Origin of the sequence: Tabrizicola sp. (genome assembly GCF_031377265.1) — a bacterium.
Lineage (GTDB): Bacteria > Pseudomonadota > Alphaproteobacteria > Rhodobacterales > Rhodobacteraceae > JAUYQR01.
Genome location: NZ_JANMET010000376.1, coordinates 1 through 16,942 on the forward strand (window position 1 = coordinate 1; position 16,942 = coordinate 16,942).

At 64.1% G+C, this 16,942-nt stretch carries 18 protein-coding genes and 1 pseudogene; 7 read left to right on the forward strand and 12 right to left on the reverse strand.

Annotated features, from left to right (window positions below; all coding sequences use genetic code 11):
* The 4 genes and pseudogenes from RMO18_RS19940 to RMO18_RS19955 all read left to right on the forward strand — a co-directional run.
* Positions 1-291: pseudogene (locus tag RMO18_RS19940) on the forward strand (sugar phosphate isomerase/epimerase); the annotation flags it as partial.
* Positions 292-1,019: 728 nt separating this feature from the next.
* Positions 1,020-1,886: an S-methyl-5'-thioadenosine phosphorylase gene (locus RMO18_RS19945; RefSeq protein WP_309668267.1), complete on the forward strand. Its 867-nt coding sequence runs from the start codon at positions 1,020-1,022 to the stop codon at positions 1,884-1,886.
* Positions 1,886-2,551: a DUF2927 domain-containing protein gene (locus RMO18_RS19950; RefSeq protein WP_309668268.1), complete on the forward strand. Its 666-nt coding sequence runs from the start codon at positions 1,886-1,888 to the stop codon at positions 2,549-2,551. Before RMO18_RS19945 ends, RMO18_RS19950 begins: the two co-directional genes overlap by 1 nt.
* A gap of 9 nt (positions 2,552-2,560) precedes the next feature.
* Positions 2,561-3,100 (forward strand): adenine phosphoribosyltransferase, encoded by a 540-nt coding sequence (locus RMO18_RS19955; RefSeq protein ID WP_309668269.1) that lies wholly within the window; start codon positions 2,561-2,563, stop codon positions 3,098-3,100.
* Between the two features lie 292 nt (positions 3,101-3,392).
* On the opposite strand, the gene RMO18_RS19960 is transcribed toward RMO18_RS19955, so the two are convergent.
* The 12 genes from RMO18_RS19960 to coxB all read right to left on the reverse strand — a co-directional run bounded on the left by RMO18_RS19960 (position 3,393) and on the right by coxB (position 13,792).
* On the reverse strand, positions 3,393-4,808 hold the full coding sequence (locus RMO18_RS19960; RefSeq protein WP_309668270.1) for an FAD-binding oxidoreductase: 1,416 nt from the start codon (positions 4,806-4,808) through the stop codon (positions 3,393-3,395).
* Between the two features lie 60 nt (positions 4,809-4,868).
* The gene (locus RMO18_RS19965; RefSeq protein WP_309668271.1) at positions 4,869-5,672 is read right to left on the reverse strand and encodes an MBL fold metallo-hydrolase; all 804 of its coding nucleotides are present in this window, start codon (positions 5,670-5,672) and stop codon (positions 4,869-4,871) included.
* A gap of 79 nt (positions 5,673-5,751) precedes the next feature.
* Entirely contained in the window at positions 5,752-6,285 is a 534-nt protein-coding gene (locus tag RMO18_RS19970; RefSeq protein WP_309668272.1) for a DUF1697 domain-containing protein, read from the reverse strand.
* Positions 6,275-6,859, reverse strand: coding sequence for a GNAT family protein (locus tag RMO18_RS19975; protein WP_309668273.1), 585 nt, complete (start codon positions 6,857-6,859; stop codon positions 6,275-6,277). The genes RMO18_RS19970 and RMO18_RS19975 overlap by 11 nt, the downstream gene beginning before the upstream one ends.
* Entirely contained in the window at positions 6,859-8,118 is a 1,260-nt protein-coding gene (locus RMO18_RS19980; RefSeq protein ID WP_309668274.1) for a pitrilysin family protein, read from the reverse strand. Before RMO18_RS19980 ends, RMO18_RS19975 begins: the two co-directional genes overlap by 1 nt.
* Positions 8,115-9,500: a threonine synthase gene (gene thrC / locus RMO18_RS19985; RefSeq protein WP_309668275.1), complete on the reverse strand. Its 1,386-nt coding sequence runs from the start codon at positions 9,498-9,500 to the stop codon at positions 8,115-8,117. Before thrC ends, RMO18_RS19980 begins: the two co-directional genes overlap by 4 nt.
* An 11-nt stretch (positions 9,501-9,511) precedes the next feature.
* A complete protein-coding gene (locus RMO18_RS19990; RefSeq protein ID WP_309668276.1) occupies positions 9,512-10,183 on the reverse strand; it encodes an SURF1 family protein in 672 nt (223 codons plus the stop codon).
* 67 nt (positions 10,184-10,250) lie between these two features.
* A complete protein-coding gene (locus tag RMO18_RS19995; RefSeq protein ID WP_309668277.1) occupies positions 10,251-11,054 on the reverse strand; it encodes a cytochrome c oxidase subunit 3 in 804 nt (267 codons plus the stop codon).
* Positions 11,055-11,081: 27 nt separating this feature from the next.
* Entirely contained in the window at positions 11,082-11,672 is a 591-nt protein-coding gene (locus RMO18_RS20000) for a cytochrome c oxidase assembly protein (protein WP_309668278.1), read from the reverse strand.
* A gap of 2 nt (positions 11,673-11,674) precedes the next feature.
* Complete coding sequence (locus RMO18_RS20005) at positions 11,675-11,866, reverse strand: hypothetical protein (protein WP_309668279.1); 192 nt, start codon at positions 11,864-11,866, stop codon at positions 11,675-11,677.
* A 1-nt stretch (position 11,867) separates the two neighbouring features.
* Positions 11,868-12,812 carry a heme o synthase gene (cyoE, locus tag RMO18_RS20010; protein ID WP_309668280.1) on the reverse strand — a complete coding sequence of 315 codons (945 nt, stop codon included), beginning with the start codon at positions 12,810-12,812 and terminating at the stop codon, positions 11,868-11,870.
* Between the two features lie 68 nt (positions 12,813-12,880).
* Complete coding sequence (gene coxB / locus RMO18_RS20015; protein WP_309668281.1) at positions 12,881-13,792, reverse strand: cytochrome c oxidase subunit II; 912 nt, start codon at positions 13,790-13,792, stop codon at positions 12,881-12,883.
* Positions 13,793-13,970: 178 nt separating this feature from the next.
* Here coxB and RMO18_RS20020 point away from each other — a divergent pair, with 178 nt between their 5' ends.
* The 3 genes from RMO18_RS20020 to RMO18_RS20030 all read left to right on the forward strand — a co-directional run bounded on the left by RMO18_RS20020 (position 13,971) and on the right by RMO18_RS20030 (position 16,798).
* Positions 13,971-14,780, forward strand: coding sequence for an alpha/beta fold hydrolase (locus tag RMO18_RS20020; protein WP_309668282.1), 810 nt, complete (start codon positions 13,971-13,973; stop codon positions 14,778-14,780).
* A gap of 84 nt (positions 14,781-14,864) precedes the next feature.
* Positions 14,865-16,286, forward strand: coding sequence for a metalloprotease TldD (gene tldD / locus RMO18_RS20025; protein WP_309668283.1), 1,422 nt, complete (start codon positions 14,865-14,867; stop codon positions 16,284-16,286).
* Positions 16,283-16,798 (forward strand): GNAT family N-acetyltransferase, encoded by a 516-nt coding sequence (locus RMO18_RS20030; RefSeq protein WP_309668284.1) that lies wholly within the window; start codon positions 16,283-16,285, stop codon positions 16,796-16,798. The genes tldD and RMO18_RS20030 overlap by 4 nt, the downstream gene beginning before the upstream one ends.
* Positions 16,799-16,942: the final 144 nt, after the last annotated feature.

The following is a 16,942-nucleotide window of genomic DNA, read 5'->3' on the forward strand; positions in this document are numbered from 1 at the left end:
GGCGCGGCCAACGGCATCCTCGCCGCGCGCGACCACCTGCGCTACATCCACCTGTCGGAAAGCGACCGGGGCACGCCCGGCCATGGCACCTGCGACTGGGACGAGATCTTTGCCGCCCTCGCCGCCATCGGGTTCACCGGCGGGCTGGCGATGGAAAGCTTCATCAACATGCCGCCGGAATTGGCTTGGGGCCTGTCAGTCTGGCGGCCAGTGGCCGACAGCACCGATCAGGTGATCGGCGAAGGCCTGCCATTCCTGCGCGGCAAGGCACGGCAATACGGGCTGATCTGACCCTGCGCATCCCAGCACCGACTGCGCGCTTTGGAGAGAGTATTCGAACCCTGCAGCGGGCAAGCGTAAACAATTCATGAATGCGGATTATTTTTCCTATATAAATCAATAACCCAAAAAGTGTCCACGCGTGGACACGCCCCGAGCCCCCGCCGGGGACACGCTTTTTCCGGCCAGCCAATGTGTGTCGCGGCCGAGTTCCTCTGGCTGTCGGTGACAATTGCGGAGGGTGAAATTCACATCTCGTCGGCGCATGTCGACAATCTGGTGGACGCGGAGGCGCGGTTGCCCTGTCTGGCGCGATGTGACACCCGGGACGGCCATTTTCTGCCGCAACCCTGTGGCCAAGTCGTCGCCGTTCTGACGCGGATGGGGCACGAGGCTGAAGCCCGCCGGATCAAAGAAGAACAGGCGCCTCGCAGGGGCAGTGACCGTCCGTTTGCACATCGCCACGGGGGTTGGCTTGCCACAGGGCAGCGCCGATCGGCTACGGGTATCATCCGTTCCTGTCGCTGATCTAGCCTATGGGTTTAAGCCTGACCGGCAGCACAATCGCCTTTATGGCGTGACGCAAAGGCAGCTTGGCCCCGAACGCCGATCTTATCCCCGCGCCTGACAGTAGCCGGGATTATCCCGCGTACCACCCCCCGCATGATCCGCATTTCCACCCTTTCCGCCTGCCACCCCGCCGCCTAGACTGCGCCTCGAACCGGCACGGGGAATCCGCTATGCAGACCATGATCGGCGTCATCGGCGGCTCTGGCGTCTATCAGATCGATGGGCTGGAAGGGGCCAGTTGGGTGCGCGTCAATTCACCCTTCGGCAAACCTTCGGACGAGATTCTGGTGGGCCGGCTGGAAGGTGTGCCCATGGCCTTTCTGCCCCGCCATGGGCGCGGGCATGTGCATTCCCCCGCCTCGGTGCCCTACCGCGCCAACATTGACGCGCTGAAACGGCTGGGCTGCACCGACCTTGTCGCCGTGTCTGCTGTCGGCAGTCTGCGCCAGGACTTTGCACCAGGCGATTTCGTGATCGTGGATCAGTACATCGACCGCACAGTATCGCGCGAGGCGTCATTCTTTGGCCCCGGCTGCGTGGCGCATGTCAGTCTGGCTGACCCGACCTGCCCACGTCTGGGGGCAGCCTGCGCACAGGCCGCGCGCGAGGGCGGGCTGACGGTGCACACCGGCGCTGTCTATCTTGCGATGGAGGGTCCGCAGTTTTCGACCCGCGCAGAAAGCCGCCTTTACCAAAGCTGGGGCGCGGATGTGATCGGAATGACCGGCATGCCCGAGGCCCGCCTCGCCCGTGAGGCCGAGCTTTGCTATGCATCAGTGGCCATGGTCACCGATTACGACTGCTGGCATGACACCCACGGGGCCGTCGACGTGGCCATGGTGATCAAGACGCTGGCCGCCAATTCCGCCAATGCGCGCGGTCTGGTTGCCCGCCTGCCGGCGCAACTGGGTCGCACGCACGCACCCTGCCCGCATGGCTGCGACCACGCCCTTGATCACGCCATCATGACGGCACCCGACCACCGCGATCCCGCCCTGCTGGCCCGGCTCGATGCCATCGCGGCGCGGGTGCTGTGATGCTGCGGGCCGGTCTTGTGCTGCTTTGCCTTGGCGGGCCCGCCTGCGCGCAAGGCCAGACCGATGGCATCGTGTCGCAAGGCCTGCTGTCGGACATCGAGTTCTTTCGCCTTGTAACCTGCGGCGCGGTTCCGGGTGGGCCCTGCAAGGGACCGGTGCAGCGTTGGGGCAAGCGCATGCTTCGGATTGCCTTGGTGGCAGGAACCGACCCGGTCCCGGAGGCATTCGAGGCCAGGCTGCTGGCGGCAATCGACCCCGCGCTGGACCAGATCAATGGCACCAAGGCCGGTATCACGATCTTGCGCAGCAACAGCCCCGATGCCGACATCAAGGTGATCCCGACGGCCCTGCCCGAAGGCAGCGTACTGACCGAAGTCCCCGGCTTTTCCGGCCCCGGCGTGATGGGGGTGGGCTACATGACGGTCTGGTCCGATGATGCCAACCAGATCAACGAGGCCGTGATCCTCATCTCGACCACGATCACCGACCAGGACTTGCCCTCCGTCATGCTGGAGGAAATCACCCAGTCGCTCGGCCCACTTTTTGACATCGAGAACCCGGCTTATGAAGGGGTGTCGATCCTGTCGCAGACCTCCAACCTTACGACAACCATCGCCGGGCAGGATGCAGCACTGTTGCGCTGGATCTACCCGCCCCAGAACTGAGAAAGACCGATGAGCAAAGCCAGAACCGTCAAGGACTACATCCGCACCATCGTGGACTTTCCGCATGAGGGGATCCTGTTTCGCGATGTAACCACGCTGTTCGCCGACCCGCGCGGGTTTCGGATGTGCGTTGACCAGTTGCTTGCCCCCTATGCCGGGTTGCGGATCGACAAGGTCGCGGGGCTGGAGGCGCGCGGTTTCATCCTTGGTGGCGCGGTGGCGCACCAGTTGTCGACCGGCTTTGTGCCGATCCGCAAGAAGGGCAAACTGCCGGGCCAGACCATTTCGCAAGCCTATACGCTGGAATACGGCGAGGCGGTGGTCGAGGTGCATGACGACGCGATGAGCCCGGGCGAGAAGGTGTTGCTGGTGGACGATCTTCTGGCCACCGGTGGCACCGCCGAAGCCGGGATCCGGCTGATCGAACGGCTGGGGGCCGAGGTGGTGGGCTGCGCATTTGTGGTGGATCTGCCAGAGCTTGGCGGGCGAAAGCGGCTGGAAGCCTTGGGCATGGATGTCCATGCGCTGTGCCAATTTGACGGGCTGTGACGGGGCGATTGCCATTAACCCTGTAGAAAGAGAATCACTTTAACACTTGGCAAGCCGGGGCTACCCACCCCGGCGGACACGCTGCTTGCAACACGTGACCAAATACCACCCCACACCCCGCCGGGCACCCACCCGGTGGGGTGATCTCATTCATGGACCTTTTTTGCTCTGACGGTTTTCTGGCGGAGCCGCGTTCCTCGGCACGTCTTTTGTGTCGCCGGCGCGGGCAAGGCCCGCTTGTCTTCGCGCGCGTCGCGCGGGAGTATTTATTGCAAAGCGCAAATGCCAGGGGTCAGTTTCTGGCCAGCACCGCGCCCGGATTCATGATGCCATGCGGATCAAGCGCTGCCTTGATCGCCCGCATCGCAGCAAGCTTGCCCGGATCGCCATAACGGGCAAGATCGCCCGTCTTCAGCCGACCAACCCCGTGTTCGGCGGCAACCGATCCGCCCATCGCATGCACCAGATCATGGACGCAGGTTTTGACCGCCTCGCGCTGGTGATCATGGTCCTTGCGGCTGCGGCCCTTGATCGGGAACACGTTGTAATGCAGGTTGCCGTCGCCCAGATGGCCAAAACAGTTGATCCGCCACTCGCCAAGCCCCGCCAGCGCCGCCGGGGCGGCCCTGATGAAATCTGGCACCGCAGACAGCGGCAAAGAGATATCGTGACTGGACACCGCCCCGATACGACGATTGGCCTCGGGAATGGCTTCGCGCAGATGCCACAAGGCAGCGGCCTGCGCCGCAGACGTGGCGATGACGCCGTCCAGCACCAGACCGGCATCCGACGCTTCATCATAGAGCGAGGCCATCGCCCGTTCAAGTTCCAGCCCCGCCGGCAGGCCCAGTTCGATCAGCACCAGCCAGTCTGGCACCGGATCGAACGGCGCGCGCAAATCCGGCAGCGTTTCGGCCAGAAAGTCAAAGCCGGTCCGGTGGATCAGCTCGAAGGCCGAAATCATGCCCGGCAACCGGCCGCCTGCCAGCCCCAGCAGCCGCAGTGCCGCTGCCGGGTCCGGCACCACCAGCATCGCCACAACCTTCGAAGCCGGAATCGGATGCAGCCGCAGACTGGCCGCCGTGATCACCCCCAGCGTGCCTTCCGACCCGATCATCAGATGGCGCAGATCGTAGCCGGCATTGTCCTTGCGCAGCCGCGTCAGCCCGTTCCACACCGTGCCATCGGGCAGCACCACCTCCAGCCCCAGACACAGATCGCGGGCGTTGCCATAGCGCAGCACATTCAGCCCCCCGGCGTTCGACGCCAGATTGCCGCCGATCCGGCAGGTACCTTCGGACGCCAGCGTCAGCGGGAACAGACGGTTTAGCTTGGCCGCTTCGGCATGCGCGTCGGCAAGGATCATGCCCGCCTCGACCACCAGCACATCCTCGGCTGGATACGCCCCGCGCAAGCCCGCCATCCGCTCCAGTGACAGGACCAGCGGCGTTGGCCCCTCGGTCATGATCTGCCCGCCAACCAGCCCGGTGCCGCCGCCCCAGGGGATGATTCCAACCCGCGACGTGGCACAACTGCGCACGATCTCGGCCACCTCGGCCACGCTGCGGGGGCGGGCAATGGTGCCAGCCTTGCCCAGCCAACGGCCACGCGGTTCGGTCAGGTACCGGGGTTCAGGATCGCTCAGCGTGCCGTCAGGCAGGCGGCTGGCAAGCGCGGCCACAAAGGCAGGATCGCAGGGGTTCAGCATGGCGCTCTCCTTCCCGCCCTTCCTAGACGCGGCCCCACAGGCTCGCCACCCGAAAATGCGTCAGTCAAGATAGGCGGGGTCCAGCACCAGGATCGTTGGGCTGCCCGGCAGATCACGCCGCGACAGGTCGATCTGGCTGCCACCGGTTTCAACCACGTTAAACTCGCCCGACATCTCGGTCAGAAACGCCTGCAGGGACTGATCGGAAAACCAGTGCATCGGGATGACGATCGAGGCGCGCAGCCGCTGAACCACCCCGGCCATGTCCTGCAGGCGCATGGTATAGCCGCCATCCACCGGCACCATCACCACATCCAGCCGACCGATTGCCGCATATTGCTCGGCCGAGGGGATCTGGTGCAGATGGCCCAGATGGCCAATGCAAAGGCCCCCAACCTCGAAGATAAAGATCGAGTTGCCGTCTTTGCGCGCCCCTTCGCCAAACGGTCCGCGCGTGTCGGTGGTGACATTGCGGATCAGCATGCCGCCAAGGTCCAGCCGGTGCTGTGCCGGCGCCGAACCTTCGCCCCAGCCCTTGAGGATCTGCGGAATGCGCGGATCGGGGTCCGATGTCCAATGCGTGGAATGGGCGTTGTTCATTGTCACCACGTCGGGCACCAGATCGACGGTGCCGAGGTAGCCGGTGTAATCTGTCACCGCCACCAACCCGTCATCGGACACGATCGCAAAGCTTGCATGATCGAGATAGCGGATGAGAACGTGGTCCTTGTCCAGCCCTTCGCCTAACTTAGTGGGCTGCACCGTCTCAGGCCCCTCGGCCAGGGCCAGACAATGCGAGGCGAGGCGGTCTTGTGCCAGCGCGGGCGTTGCCAACAGCAGCCCGAACATCAGGAATGCGCGCATCGGTCACCTCGCTTGTTGGCGCAAAGCTAACCCGGAATGCGCAAACGTCACGCATCCATCTGTTCACGGCTGCGCGAGGTCAGCCGCGTGCCGCGACCATGGTGCAAAGTGCAGCAACGGTGCGCAGGTTGCGGGCGGTCATCGGCACCGGCAGAAGGCTGGGCAACTTGGCCGCAAGCCTTGACGCCCCAACGCCACCCGGAGTGTGCAAGGTGAACCGCCGCCCGGACAGGTGCCACCCATCACCCGGCGCAGCCAGCCGGCGCAGCGCATCCTCATCCAGCGCGTCCGGCGCGGTCTGCAGAAAGAACACATGCACCTTTTCCGGCGCGGCCCCGGTGAAGGGATGGTCGTTCAGGGCATCGGAAAGCTCCGTCGCGTCCAGCACAAGCACAGCCGGCGCGAACCCGAATGCAGCACCAATCCCGTCGCTGATCACGCGCGCCAGATCTTGCGCGGCAAGATCGCTGTCAAACACTGCATTGCCGTTTTGGATGTACGTCTCAACCCGGTGCAGACCCAACCCTGTCAGCAGCGCGCGGAACTCTGCCATCGGCAGCTTGTTGGCCCCCGACACGTTGACGCCGCGCAGCAAAGCGAGCCTAGCCGGCATCCGTCCGTCCCCGCCGATCACCGCGCAAGTTGGCGTAGAGCACATGATTGCGCCAGCGCCCGTTGATCTGCAGATAGCTTTGCGCCACGCCTTCGTACTTGAAACCGCACTTCTCCAGCGCCCCGCGCGAGGCCACGTTTTCCGGCAGGCAGGCGGCTTCAAGGCGGCTGAGGTCAAGGTTGATAAAGGCGTGATGCGTCAACGCCAGAATAGCCTCGCGCATGTAACCCTTGCGCGCAAACGGCTGGCCGATCCAGTAGCCCAGCGTCCCGGCCTGAGCCGGCCCCCGGCGAATGTTGTCCAAGGTCAAAGCGCCCAGCAACTTTTGATCCTCTCGCCGGACCAGCATCAGCGGCAATGCGGTACCCTGCGCCTCGGCCCGCTGCGCCCAGTAGACCCGGTTGGTGAATGCACGGCGCGCCAGATGATCACTGGCCCAGTTCGGCTCCCACGGCGCCAGGAACGCGGCACTTGTTTCACGCAGGTCTGACCATTGCCGCCAATCGGCGTGTTCAGGCAACCGCAGCGTCATGCGCTCGGTTTCGACCCTGACCCTGCGCTTGAAGCCCAGCATCAGGCCAGCAGCCCCCGGCGAATGTCATCTATCCCCGGTGCAGCGCCGACCGGGCCATACAGCGCCAGCGCCACCCGCGCGCCCGCCATTTCGCCGGCATAGCTGCGCACGTCGGCCGTGCTGACTGCATCGATCTTGGCCACCGCCTCGTCGACATCCGGCACCCGACCCCAGATCGACAACAGCCGCGCATTGCGTTCAGCCCGGCTTGACGGGCTTTCCAGCCCCATCAGCAGCCCCGCCCGCAACTGCGCACGGCTGCGCGCCACCTCGGCCTCGGTCATGTCATCGGCGGCGCGCTTCAGCTCGTCCATGGTCAGTTGCGTCAGATCGCCGATCTCCTCGCCCGAGGTGCCGGCATAGATCGTGACCTGCCCAGTATCCTCATAGGCACCAGATTGGGCATAGATCGAATAGCACAACCCGCGATCTTCGCGGATCTTCTGGAACAGCCGGCTCGACATGCCGCCACCCAGCGCGGTCGAATAGACCTGCGCGGCATAGACCTTGTCGTCGCGGTAGCCGGGCGCCTCGAACGACAGCGCGAAATGCGCCTGCTCCAGATCCTTTATCTCGCGCCGCTCGCCCCCGTGAAACCGGGCGGGCGCAACCTTGGCCCCGCCGACCGGTTTCAGCCCACCAAAGATCGCCTCGGCGGCTGCCACGATGTCGTCATGCGACACCCCGCCCGCTGCTGACAGGATCATCTGGTCCGGCCCGTAATGCTGGCCGACAAAGGCCTCGAAATCGCGTTTCGAGAATGCCTGTACCCGTTCCTCTGGCCCCAGAATGGTGCGCCCGAACGGCTGGTCCGGATAGCTCACCTCATGCAGCCAGTCGAAAATGATGTCATCCGGCGTGTCCAGGGCCTGACCGATTTCCTGCAAGATGACATGGCGTTCCGTCTCGATATCGGCCTTGCGAAACACCGGGTTCAACACGATGTCGGAAATCACGTCCAGCGCGCGCGGCACATCCGCCGACAGGCAGCGCGCGTAATAGGCCGTCATCTCGCGGCTGGTGTAAGCGTTGATATAGCCGCCGACATCCTCGATTTCCTCGGCAATCTGCAGCGCGCTGCGCCGTTTGGTGCCCTTGAACGCCATGTGCTCCAGGAAATGCGCGATGCCGTTCTGCTGGGGCAACTCATGCCGCCCGCCCGCACCAACCCAGATGCCGATGCTGGCCGATTTCAGCCCCGGCATCGCTTCGGTCACAATACGAAAGCCGTTGGGCAGGCTGTGAAGACGCAAACTCAATGGGCAATCCTTTCGCGCACCAGGGCTTCCAGTGCTTTCAGATCATTCGGCACGCGGGTCATCCGTTCGGGCCGATCAAACAGGTCTGCCATATGTGGCGGCAGGGCGGGCCGCGTGCCGATTGCCGCCTGCACCGCATCGGGGAACTTTGCGGGATGCGCCGTGACCAGCGTGATCATCGGGGTGGCCCCGAGATAATCTTCGGCCACCTTCACGCCAACGGCGGAATGCGGGCACAAGATCTCCCCCGTCTGGGCAAACACCCGCCGGATCGTCGCCACCGTCTCATCTTCGGAACAGCGGCCCGAGGCGAAGCTGCCGCGCAGCATCTCCAGCGCGCCCTGGCTGATGGTAAAGCCGCCGGCCTTCAGCTCGGTCATCAGCGCGGTCACCGCCGCGCCGTCGTGTCCGTAAGCATCGAACAAGGCGCGTTCAAAGTTGGACGACACTTGAATATCCATCGACGGGCTGATCGACGGGCGCACACCATCCGTGACATAGCCGCCTGTACGCAGGGCGCGGTCCAGAATGTCGTTCTGGTTGGTGGCGATCACCAGCTTTTCAATCGGCAGGCCCATGCGACGCGCGATGTAGCCCGCGAAGATATCGCCGAAATTCCCCGTCGGCACAGTGAAACTGACCGCCCGCCCCGGCGCGCCCAAAGCCACCGCCGCATAGAAATAATACACCACCTGCGCCAGCACCCGCGCCCAGTTGATGCTGTTCACCCCCGCCAGCCGCACCCCGTCGCGGAAGGCGAAATCGTTGAACATGTCCTTCACCCGCGCTTGCGCCTCGTCAAAGTCGCCCTCGATGGCCAGTGCATGACAATTGGCCTCGACCGGCGTGGTCATCTGGCGACGCTGCACATCGCTGACGCGCCCCTGCGGGAACAGGATGAAGACATCCACATTGGCCAGCCCCCGAAACGCCTCCATCGCCGCCGATCCGGTATCGCCCGAGGTGGCGCCCACGATGGTGATCCGCTCGCCCGTCTTGGCCAGCGCCGCCTGCATCATCTGTCCGATCAACTGCATGGCGAAATCCTTGAACGCCAGCGTTGGCCCGTGGAACAGCTCCAGCAGGAAGTGGTTCGGGGCCAGTTGCACCATCGGCGCGCGGGCGACGTGGTGAAAGCCCTTGTAGGCCGCCTCAATCAGCCCGCGAAATTCGTCATCGCCGAAAAAGCCGCCCAGGTAGGGCCGCATCACCCGGAACGCGACCTCCTCATAAGGAAGTCCCGCCAACGCCGCAATATCGCCCGCCGCCATCACCGGCACGGCATCAGGCACGTACAGCCCGCCGTCGCGGGCAAGGCCGGTCATCATCGCCTCGCCAAAGCTCAACGCCGGGGCCGTACCGCGGGTGGAAATGTATTTCATCGCATGCGCCTTCACACAGTCCGCGCCCTGATACGCCACAGAAGATAGACTGTCATCCCCAGCCAGACCGCCGCCAGCGAAAACCAGGTGACCGCGTAATTGAAATGATCGTTGCGAAAGCCCGCTGTCGTCACCGGTTGCGCCATGATCCCGTCGCCAGTGTCGTTTCGGGCAATCACCAAAACCGGTTCGGTGCCGAACAGTGCCGCGATACCGCCCAGATCGCGGCCATACCAGATCGCCCGGCCCGCATCATAGGCCGGCGTCGAGGAATTCACGTCATCCGGCCAGTTCAGGTTGCCCGTCACTTCGGCGGCATGCGCCGGGCGCGGGGTGGTCTTTTCCACCTCAGGGACAAAGCCGCGATCCACCAGAATGCGCCGCCCTGTGGTCGTCTCGAACGGGGCGATCACCAGAAATCCCGGCCCCTCCTCGCGCAACGAGGTCAGCACATGTGCCTCTTCGCCGGTAAAGCGTCCGGCCACCTGCACGGCGCGGTAGCGGTCTGCCACCGGGTCAAGCACCGCCGGCAAAGGCACCGGCGCATCAGCCATCATCGCTTCGGCCCCGGCGATGATGGCTTCCTTCCATTCCAGCCGCTGCAACTGCCAGATGCCCAGCGACATCAGCACCCCAACCCCGGCCAGCCCAAGGATCACCGCAAACGCAACAGACCGGATCATGTCCGCCCCCCAAATGCAAAGCGCAGGCCCGCAGGCCCGCGCTTGCCGTTTCGACCAGCGGCAAAGATCAGCCCTGACCCCAGACATAGACCGCCGCAAACAGGAACAGCCAGACCACGTCAACAAAGTGCCAGTACCAGGCCGCAGCCTCAAATCCGACATGGCGTTCAGGCGTGAAGTGGCCGTTCAGCGCGCGCAGCAGGCACACCGTCAGGAAGATCGTCCCGATGATCACATGGAACCCGTGGAACCCGGTCGCCATGAAAAAGCTTGCGCCATAGATGTTGCCGGCAAAGCCGAACGCCGCGTGGCTGTATTCGTAGGCCTGCATGCCGGTGAAGATCACGCCGAGGCCAATCGCCAGGATCAAGCCGTTCACCAGATCCTTGCGGTTGTTCTCATGCACCAGCGCGTGGTGCGCCCAGGTTGCGGCACAGCCCGACAGCAGCAGGATCAGCGTGTTCATCAGCGGCAAGTGCCAAGGGTCAAACGTCTCGATCCCGACAGGGGGCCAGACACCGTCAATCGCCGGACTGTCCGGGCCCATCGGGTACATCCGATGCTTGAAGAACGTCCAGAACCACGCCGAAAAGAACATGATCTCGGACATGATGAACAGGATGAAACCATAGCGCAGACCCAGCCGCACCACCGGTGTGTGATCGCCGGTCTGGCCTTCGTGCACCACCTCGGACCACCAGGCGAACATGACGTACAAAACCCCGGCCAAGCCGATCAGGCCCAGCCATGGGGCAGAGCCGTGCATCCAGAGCACCGCCCCGAACAGCATGACAAACCCGGACAAGGCGCCAAGAAGCGGCCAGATCGACGGCGGCAGGATATGGTAATCGTGGTTCTTCGCGTGGGCCATGGCCGGAGGGTTCCCTCGTTATTGTCGTCAGTTCACTGCAGCGGGCGTTGCCGGTGCAGCGGGCGGGTCCAGCGCTGCCTGAACTTCGGGCAGCGGGGTTTCGTGGAAGGTATAGCTCAGCGTGATCTCTTTCACAAACTGCGCTTCGGGGTCGTTCACCATCTCGGGGTCGACATAGAAAGTCACCGGCATCAGAACGGTTTCGCCCGGCTGCAGCACCTGCTCGGTAAAGCAGAAACAGGCGATCTTGATGAAGTATCCGCCGGCCGAATAGGGAAACACGTTATAGCTGGCTGTGCCTGCCACCGGGCGGCTGGTCGGGTTGTGCGCCTCGTAGAACGCCAGCGCTGTCTCGCCGATCCGCAATTCCATCGAATGCTCGACCGGGCGAAACTCCCAAGGCATTCCCGCCTCAAGCGACGCATCAAACCGGATCTTCACCGTGCGGTCCAGGATCACGTCCTGCGAAGCGCCCGCCACCCCCGTCGTGCCGCCAAAGCCTGTCGTCCGGCAGAACCAATCGTAGAACGGCACTGCGGCGAATGACAGCGACGCCATGGTCACCACCACGGTCACCAGTTGCAACAAGGTGCGTTTCGGGCCCTGAAGCTGCGGCAAAATCATTCCTTGGCCTCCACCGGCGCGGATGCTGGCTGGATCACATGATCATACCCCTGCATCGGATCGCCGCGCGTGACCTTGACCACGGTCAGCGCAAACACCACCGCGACAAACGCCACCAGCGTCAGCCCGACGCCAACATTGCGGCCAAAGCGGCGCTTGTGAATTTCGTGTTCGGGATGAAAGCTCATCTTACCAGCCTCCCAGTCCATAGGGCTTCAGCGCGGCCTCAACAAGGAACGCTCCGAACTGCAGGAAAAGATACAGCAGCGAAAACCGGAACACCGCTTTCTCGACCGCGTATTTGTCGCCCTCGGCCACCGCCTCGTCGCGCCGCCAGATGCGCCAGGCGCCAACCACGAACCACGCGTTCAACGCCACCGCCACCGCCAGCGTGAACGGCCCGCCAATCGAGGTCAGCGCCGCCCAGATCGCCACCGGCACCAGAAGGATGGTGTACACCAGAATATAGGCCCGCGTCGCGCGGCGGCCATGCGTCACTGTCAGCATAGGTACGCCTGCAGTGTGGTAATCTTCCTTCATGAACAGCGCCAGCGCCCAGAAATGCGGCGGCGTCCACATGAAGATCAGCGCGAACATCAACACCGCCTCGATCGACACTGATCCAGTGGCGCAGACCCAGCCGATCATCGGCGGGAACGCCCCCGCAGCCCCGCCGATCACGATGTTTTGCGGAGTGGTCCGCTTCAGCCACATCGAATAGACCACGGCATAGAAAAAGATCGTAAAGGCCAGCAACGCCGCCGCCAGCAGGTTGGCCGCCAGCGCCAGCATCACGATGCTGATGCCCGACAGCGCCAGCCCAAGGCCCAGCGCCTCGCCGCCGGCAACCTTGCCCGCCGGCACAGGCCGCCCCTTGGTGCGCTTCATCACCGCGTCGATGTCGGCGTCCCACCACATGTTCAATGCACCCGATGCGCCTGCACCAAGCGCCACGAACAGGATCGACGCAAACGCCACCACCGGATGCACCGACACCGGTGCCACCAACAGGCCGACCAGGGCCGTAAACACCACCAGCGACATTACCCGCGGCTTCAAAAGCTGAACGTAATCGCCAAAGCCCGCCTCGTAAGGCGCGTCCTGGGTCCGCTCAAAGGTGCCGATATCGCTCATGTCAGTCCTAACTTGCACAAACCGAAGGCCCCGCAGAGCCGGGCCTTCCGATCAACGGTTGCCGCCGCTCAGTCGTTCGCGGCCACCTTGACCGTGCCGTCCGTCACCACATGCGACAGCTGGAAATCCCCGGCCTTGGCCTTTGCCAACCAGGCATCATACGCCGCTTGGCTGACGACCTTCACCGTAATCGGCATGTAGGCATGCATCTGGCCGCACAGCTCCGAGCACTGGCCAAAATAAATGCCTTCCTTTTCCGCGCTGAACCACAGCGACGCCAGACGCCCCGGCACCGCATCCTGCATCACGCCAAAGGCCGGAACCTTCCACGAGTGGATCACATCTGCGCCCGTCACCTGCACGACGATGGTCTTGCCCACCGGCACCACAACCGCCGTATCGGTGGCCAACAGGAACTGCTCCTTGGCGTAGCCTGCTTCGACCAGTTGCGCCTCGACTTCGGGCGTCATCATGTTATCGCCCCCCGTCGCGGGCGACCCGATCATGTAGCTGTCAAACGCCACATCCTCGTCCACGTATTCATAGCCCCAATACCACTGGTATCCGGTGGCCTTGATCGTGATGTCACCCTTCGGGATTTCCTGCTCTTCAAACAGCACCGGAAGCGAGAACGCCCCGATGAACACCAGGATCACGATCGGCACCACGGTCCACGCCACTTCCAACGGCGAATTGTGGGTAAAGGTCGCGGGCTTGGGGTGAACCCGCTGATTGTAGCGCAGGATCACATAGATCAGCAGCCCGCTGACGAACACCACAACCGCGCCCATGATGATGTTCAGCATCCCGTCAAGCCATTGCAAATCCGTTGCAATCTTGGTGGCGGCCGGCTGGAAGCCCATCTTTCCGTCAATCGGTTGCCCGATGATTTCAAGGGCTTGCTGGGCGGCGGCCTGACCGGCCACAAAGCTCGTAAGTCCGGCAGAGGCAATCGCGGTCATCGCTGTCGATAGGCGCATGGTGTTGTTCCCGTTCGCGTCATGCGGTTTTTCACCGCTTTGGCGGACCCCTGCCGCAAAGGGCAGAATCCCGTTGTTTACGGGGCCGTTCAAACCATATTAGGCGGGTCGCGACAAGCGAAACCGTTGCGACAAAGCAGCGCCATCGCAGGGCGATCAACACGGCGGGGCACCCTCGATGATCCTGATCAAGCTGACGCTGGTGCCCCTCGCCCTGCTGTATTCCGCAGCCTTGCTCAGCGTTTTTGTGATGCAGCGCCAGCTTCAGTACTTCCCCTCGCACAGCAACCCCACGCCGGTTGAAGCGGGTCTGACCGATGTTCAGGCCCATAACCTGACCACGCCTGATGGCGAAACGCTGGTCGTTTGGTACGCCCCCGCGCAGGGAAATCGGCCCACCATCCTGTTTTTCCACGGCAATGCAGGCAGTATTGCCGACCGTGCAGCGCGGCTGTCCTACTACCAATCACAGGGCCTTGGCGCGGCCTTTCTGTCCTATCGCGGCTATGGCGGCAGCAGCGGCACGATCTCTGAACAAGGTCTGATCACCGATGCGCGCACCGCGCACGCGTTTCTTGTCGCGCAAGGCGTGCCCGCTCAGCAAATCGTGGCGTTGGGCGAATCCCTCGGCACCGGTGTCGCGGTGCAACTTGCCGCAGACCACCCCGTCGGCGCGCTGATCCTCGAAGCGCCCTACACCGCGGCTGTCGACGTGGCGGCGCTGGTCTACCCCTGGCTGCCGGTGCGCCTTTTGATGCGCGATCAGTTTCAATCCCAGCCCCGCATCGGCCAGATCACCGTGCCCCTGCTGGTGCTGCACGGCACCCGCGACGAGGTTATCCCCTTCGCGTTCGGCCAGCGCCTGTTTGCCGCCGCCAATGACCCCAAGACCTTCGTGGCCATCGACGGCGCGGGCCACGAAGCCTTGTTCGATCCCGCCACCTGGGCGCGTGAGGTGGACTTCCTGACAACGGTCTTCCCGCCCTGAACGCACGCCTTGTTGCCCCGATGCCTTGCGAACGGCCCCCGCTGCGCTTAGGTTCCGCTCTCCCCTCCCCGAAAGGCCCGCCCCATGTCCGACGCCCCGTTCCGCCCGTTCGAAACGCATCTGGATGAGGCCGCAACCCTTGCCACCCTGCGCTTGGCCACTGCCGGGGCGGATGATGGCGAGCTGTTCTTCGAACGCCGCCGGGGCGAAAGCATCGTGCTTGACGATGGCCGCATCAAGAACGCCAGCTACGACGCCTCCGAAGGCTTCGGCCTGCGCGCCGTGCGCGGCGAGGTGGCAGGCTACGCCCATTCCACCGAAATTTCCGCATCCGCGCTGATCCGCGCCTCTGACACTGCCCGCCTTGCGGTGGGCGACGGCGGCGGCACGATGGCGCCTTCGCCCAAGGGCACCAACATCAAGCTTTACAGCGACGCCGATCCGATGGCCGACGCCACGTTCCCGGTGAAGATCGACATGCTGAAAGAAATCGACGCCTTCGCCCGCGCGCTCGATCCGCGCGTGGTGCAGGTCTCTGCCGCCATCGGCGCCAGCCTGCAGGAGGTGGAGATTCTGCGCCCCGAAGGCCTGCGCCTGACCGACGTCCGCCCGATGGCCCGGCTCAACATCTCCGTCATCGTCGAGGAACAGGGCCGCCGCGAACAAGGCGGCACCGGTGGTGGCGGGCGTTATGGCCTTGCCCGCCTGATGCTGCCGGAAACCTGGCAGCCGATGGTCCGCGAAGCGTTGCGCATCGCACTGGTCAACCTCTCTGCCGAGGCGGCCCCTGCGGGCGTGATGGACGTGGTCCTCGGCCCCGGCTGGCCAGGTATCCTGCTGCACGAAGCCATCGGCCACGGGCTGGAGGGTGACTTCAACCGCAAGGAAACCTCGGCCTTCGCCGGGCTGATGGGCCAACGCATCGCGGCCAAAGGCGTGACCGTGCTTGACGACGGCACCCTGCCCGACCGGCGCGGCAGCATCAGCGTCGATGACGAAGGCACCCCGTCCGCCCGCAACGTGCTGATCGAGGATGGAATTCTGGTCGGCTACATGCAGGATCGCCAGAACGCCCGCCTGATGGGCGTCGCCCCCACCGGCAACGGGCGGCGCGAAAGCTTTGCCCATATCCCGATGCCGCGGATGACCAACACCTACATGCTGGCAGGCACCGACGACCCCGCCGGCATCGTGGCCTCCCTCAAGGACGGCATCTACGCCGTGGGCTTTGGCGGCGGTCAGGTCGATATCACCAACGGCAAGTTCGTGTTCAGTTGCACCGAGGCGTACCGGGTCAAAAATGGCGTGATCGGCGCTGCGGTAAAGGGTGCCACCCTGATCGGCGATGGTGCGACCGCCCTGAAACAGATCCGCGCCATTGGCAACGATCTGGCGCTCGACCCCGGCATCGGCAACTGCGGCAAGGGCGGGCAGTGGGTGCCGGTGGGCGTCGGCCAGCCGACGCTGCTGATCGGCGGGTTGACGGTGGGCGGCTCGGCGGCGTGACGGTCTGGCCGCCCAGACCGGCGGTCGCCGAGGACATCGAACCGCTGATCATGGTCTGGCACCACTGCTGGCACGAAGCGCATGCTGCAATCACGCCGCCCGCACTCGTGGCACTGCGCACGCCGGACCTGTTTGCCAAGCGCCTTGAAAACCTTGGCAACCGCCTGCGCGTGGCCGGGCCAACCGGCGCGCCGCTTGGCTTGTGCATCATCAAGGCCAACCACCTTGACCAGCTTTACGTTGCCAAAGAAGCCCGTGGCACCGGCCTCGCTGCCGCCCTTCTGCGTGACGGCGAAGCCCGCCTCAGCGCCACGGGCATCACCAACGCCCTCCTCGACTGCGCTGCCCGGAACCACCGCGCCGCGCGTTTCTACACCCGCGAGGGTTGGGTGCCACTGGTCAGGACAACCGTCCCGGCCGAAGCCACTGACCCACCCCTGCAAATCGAGGTGATCCAGTTCGGCAAACGCTTGGCAGGCTTCGGGGTGCCAATCGGCGGCGGCGCCTCCTGACCCTCCCCCTTTTTTCTGTTCAAGAATATCCTCTGGGGTGGTTTGGCCGACAGGCCATGAGGGCACATACAGCCCCCCTTTTTCGCACCTGACAAACCACAACCCCGGTTTGGCAAGGCCCGGTTTGGCACAGGATGATCCCCC

Coding starts and splice junctions, on each gene's coding strand:
- thrC (WP_309668275.1), bottom strand. CDS start 9,500: ATGAAATACATTTCCACCCGCGGTACGGCCCCGGCGTTGAGCTTTGGC.
- RMO18_RS19995 (WP_309668277.1), bottom strand. CDS start 11,054: ATGGCCCACGCGAAGAACCACGATTACCATATCCTGCCGCCGTCGATC.
- coxB (WP_309668281.1), bottom strand. CDS start 13,792: ATGCGCCTATCGACAGCGATGACCGCGATTGCCTCTGCCGGACTTACG.
- RMO18_RS19975 (WP_309668273.1), bottom strand. CDS start 6,859: ATGCTGGGCTTCAAGCGCAGGGTCAGGGTCGAAACCGAGCGCATGACG.
- RMO18_RS19970 (WP_309668272.1), bottom strand. CDS start 6,285: ATGCCGGCTAGGCTCGCTTTGCTGCGCGGCGTCAACGTGTCGGGGGCC.
- RMO18_RS19955 (WP_309668269.1), top strand. CDS start 2,561: ATGAGCAAAGCCAGAACCGTCAAGGACTACATCCGCACCATCGTGGAC.
- RMO18_RS19950 (WP_309668268.1), top strand. CDS start 1,886: ATGCTGCGGGCCGGTCTTGTGCTGCTTTGCCTTGGCGGGCCCGCCTGC.
- RMO18_RS20020 (WP_309668282.1), top strand. CDS start 13,971: ATGATCCTGATCAAGCTGACGCTGGTGCCCCTCGCCCTGCTGTATTCC.
- tldD (WP_309668283.1), top strand. CDS start 14,865: ATGTCCGACGCCCCGTTCCGCCCGTTCGAAACGCATCTGGATGAGGCC.
- RMO18_RS19965 (WP_309668271.1), bottom strand. CDS start 5,672: ATGCGCGCATTCCTGATGTTCGGGCTGCTGTTGGCAACGCCCGCGCTG.
- cyoE (WP_309668280.1), bottom strand. CDS start 12,812: ATGAGCGATATCGGCACCTTTGAGCGGACCCAGGACGCGCCTTACGAG.
- RMO18_RS19990 (WP_309668276.1), bottom strand. CDS start 10,183: ATGATCCGGTCTGTTGCGTTTGCGGTGATCCTTGGGCTGGCCGGGGTT.
- RMO18_RS20005 (WP_309668279.1), bottom strand. CDS start 11,866: ATGAGCTTTCATCCCGAACACGAAATTCACAAGCGCCGCTTTGGCCGC.
- RMO18_RS19945 (WP_309668267.1), top strand. CDS start 1,020: ATGCAGACCATGATCGGCGTCATCGGCGGCTCTGGCGTCTATCAGATC.
- RMO18_RS19960 (WP_309668270.1), bottom strand. CDS start 4,808: ATGCTGAACCCCTGCGATCCTGCCTTTGTGGCCGCGCTTGCCAGCCGC.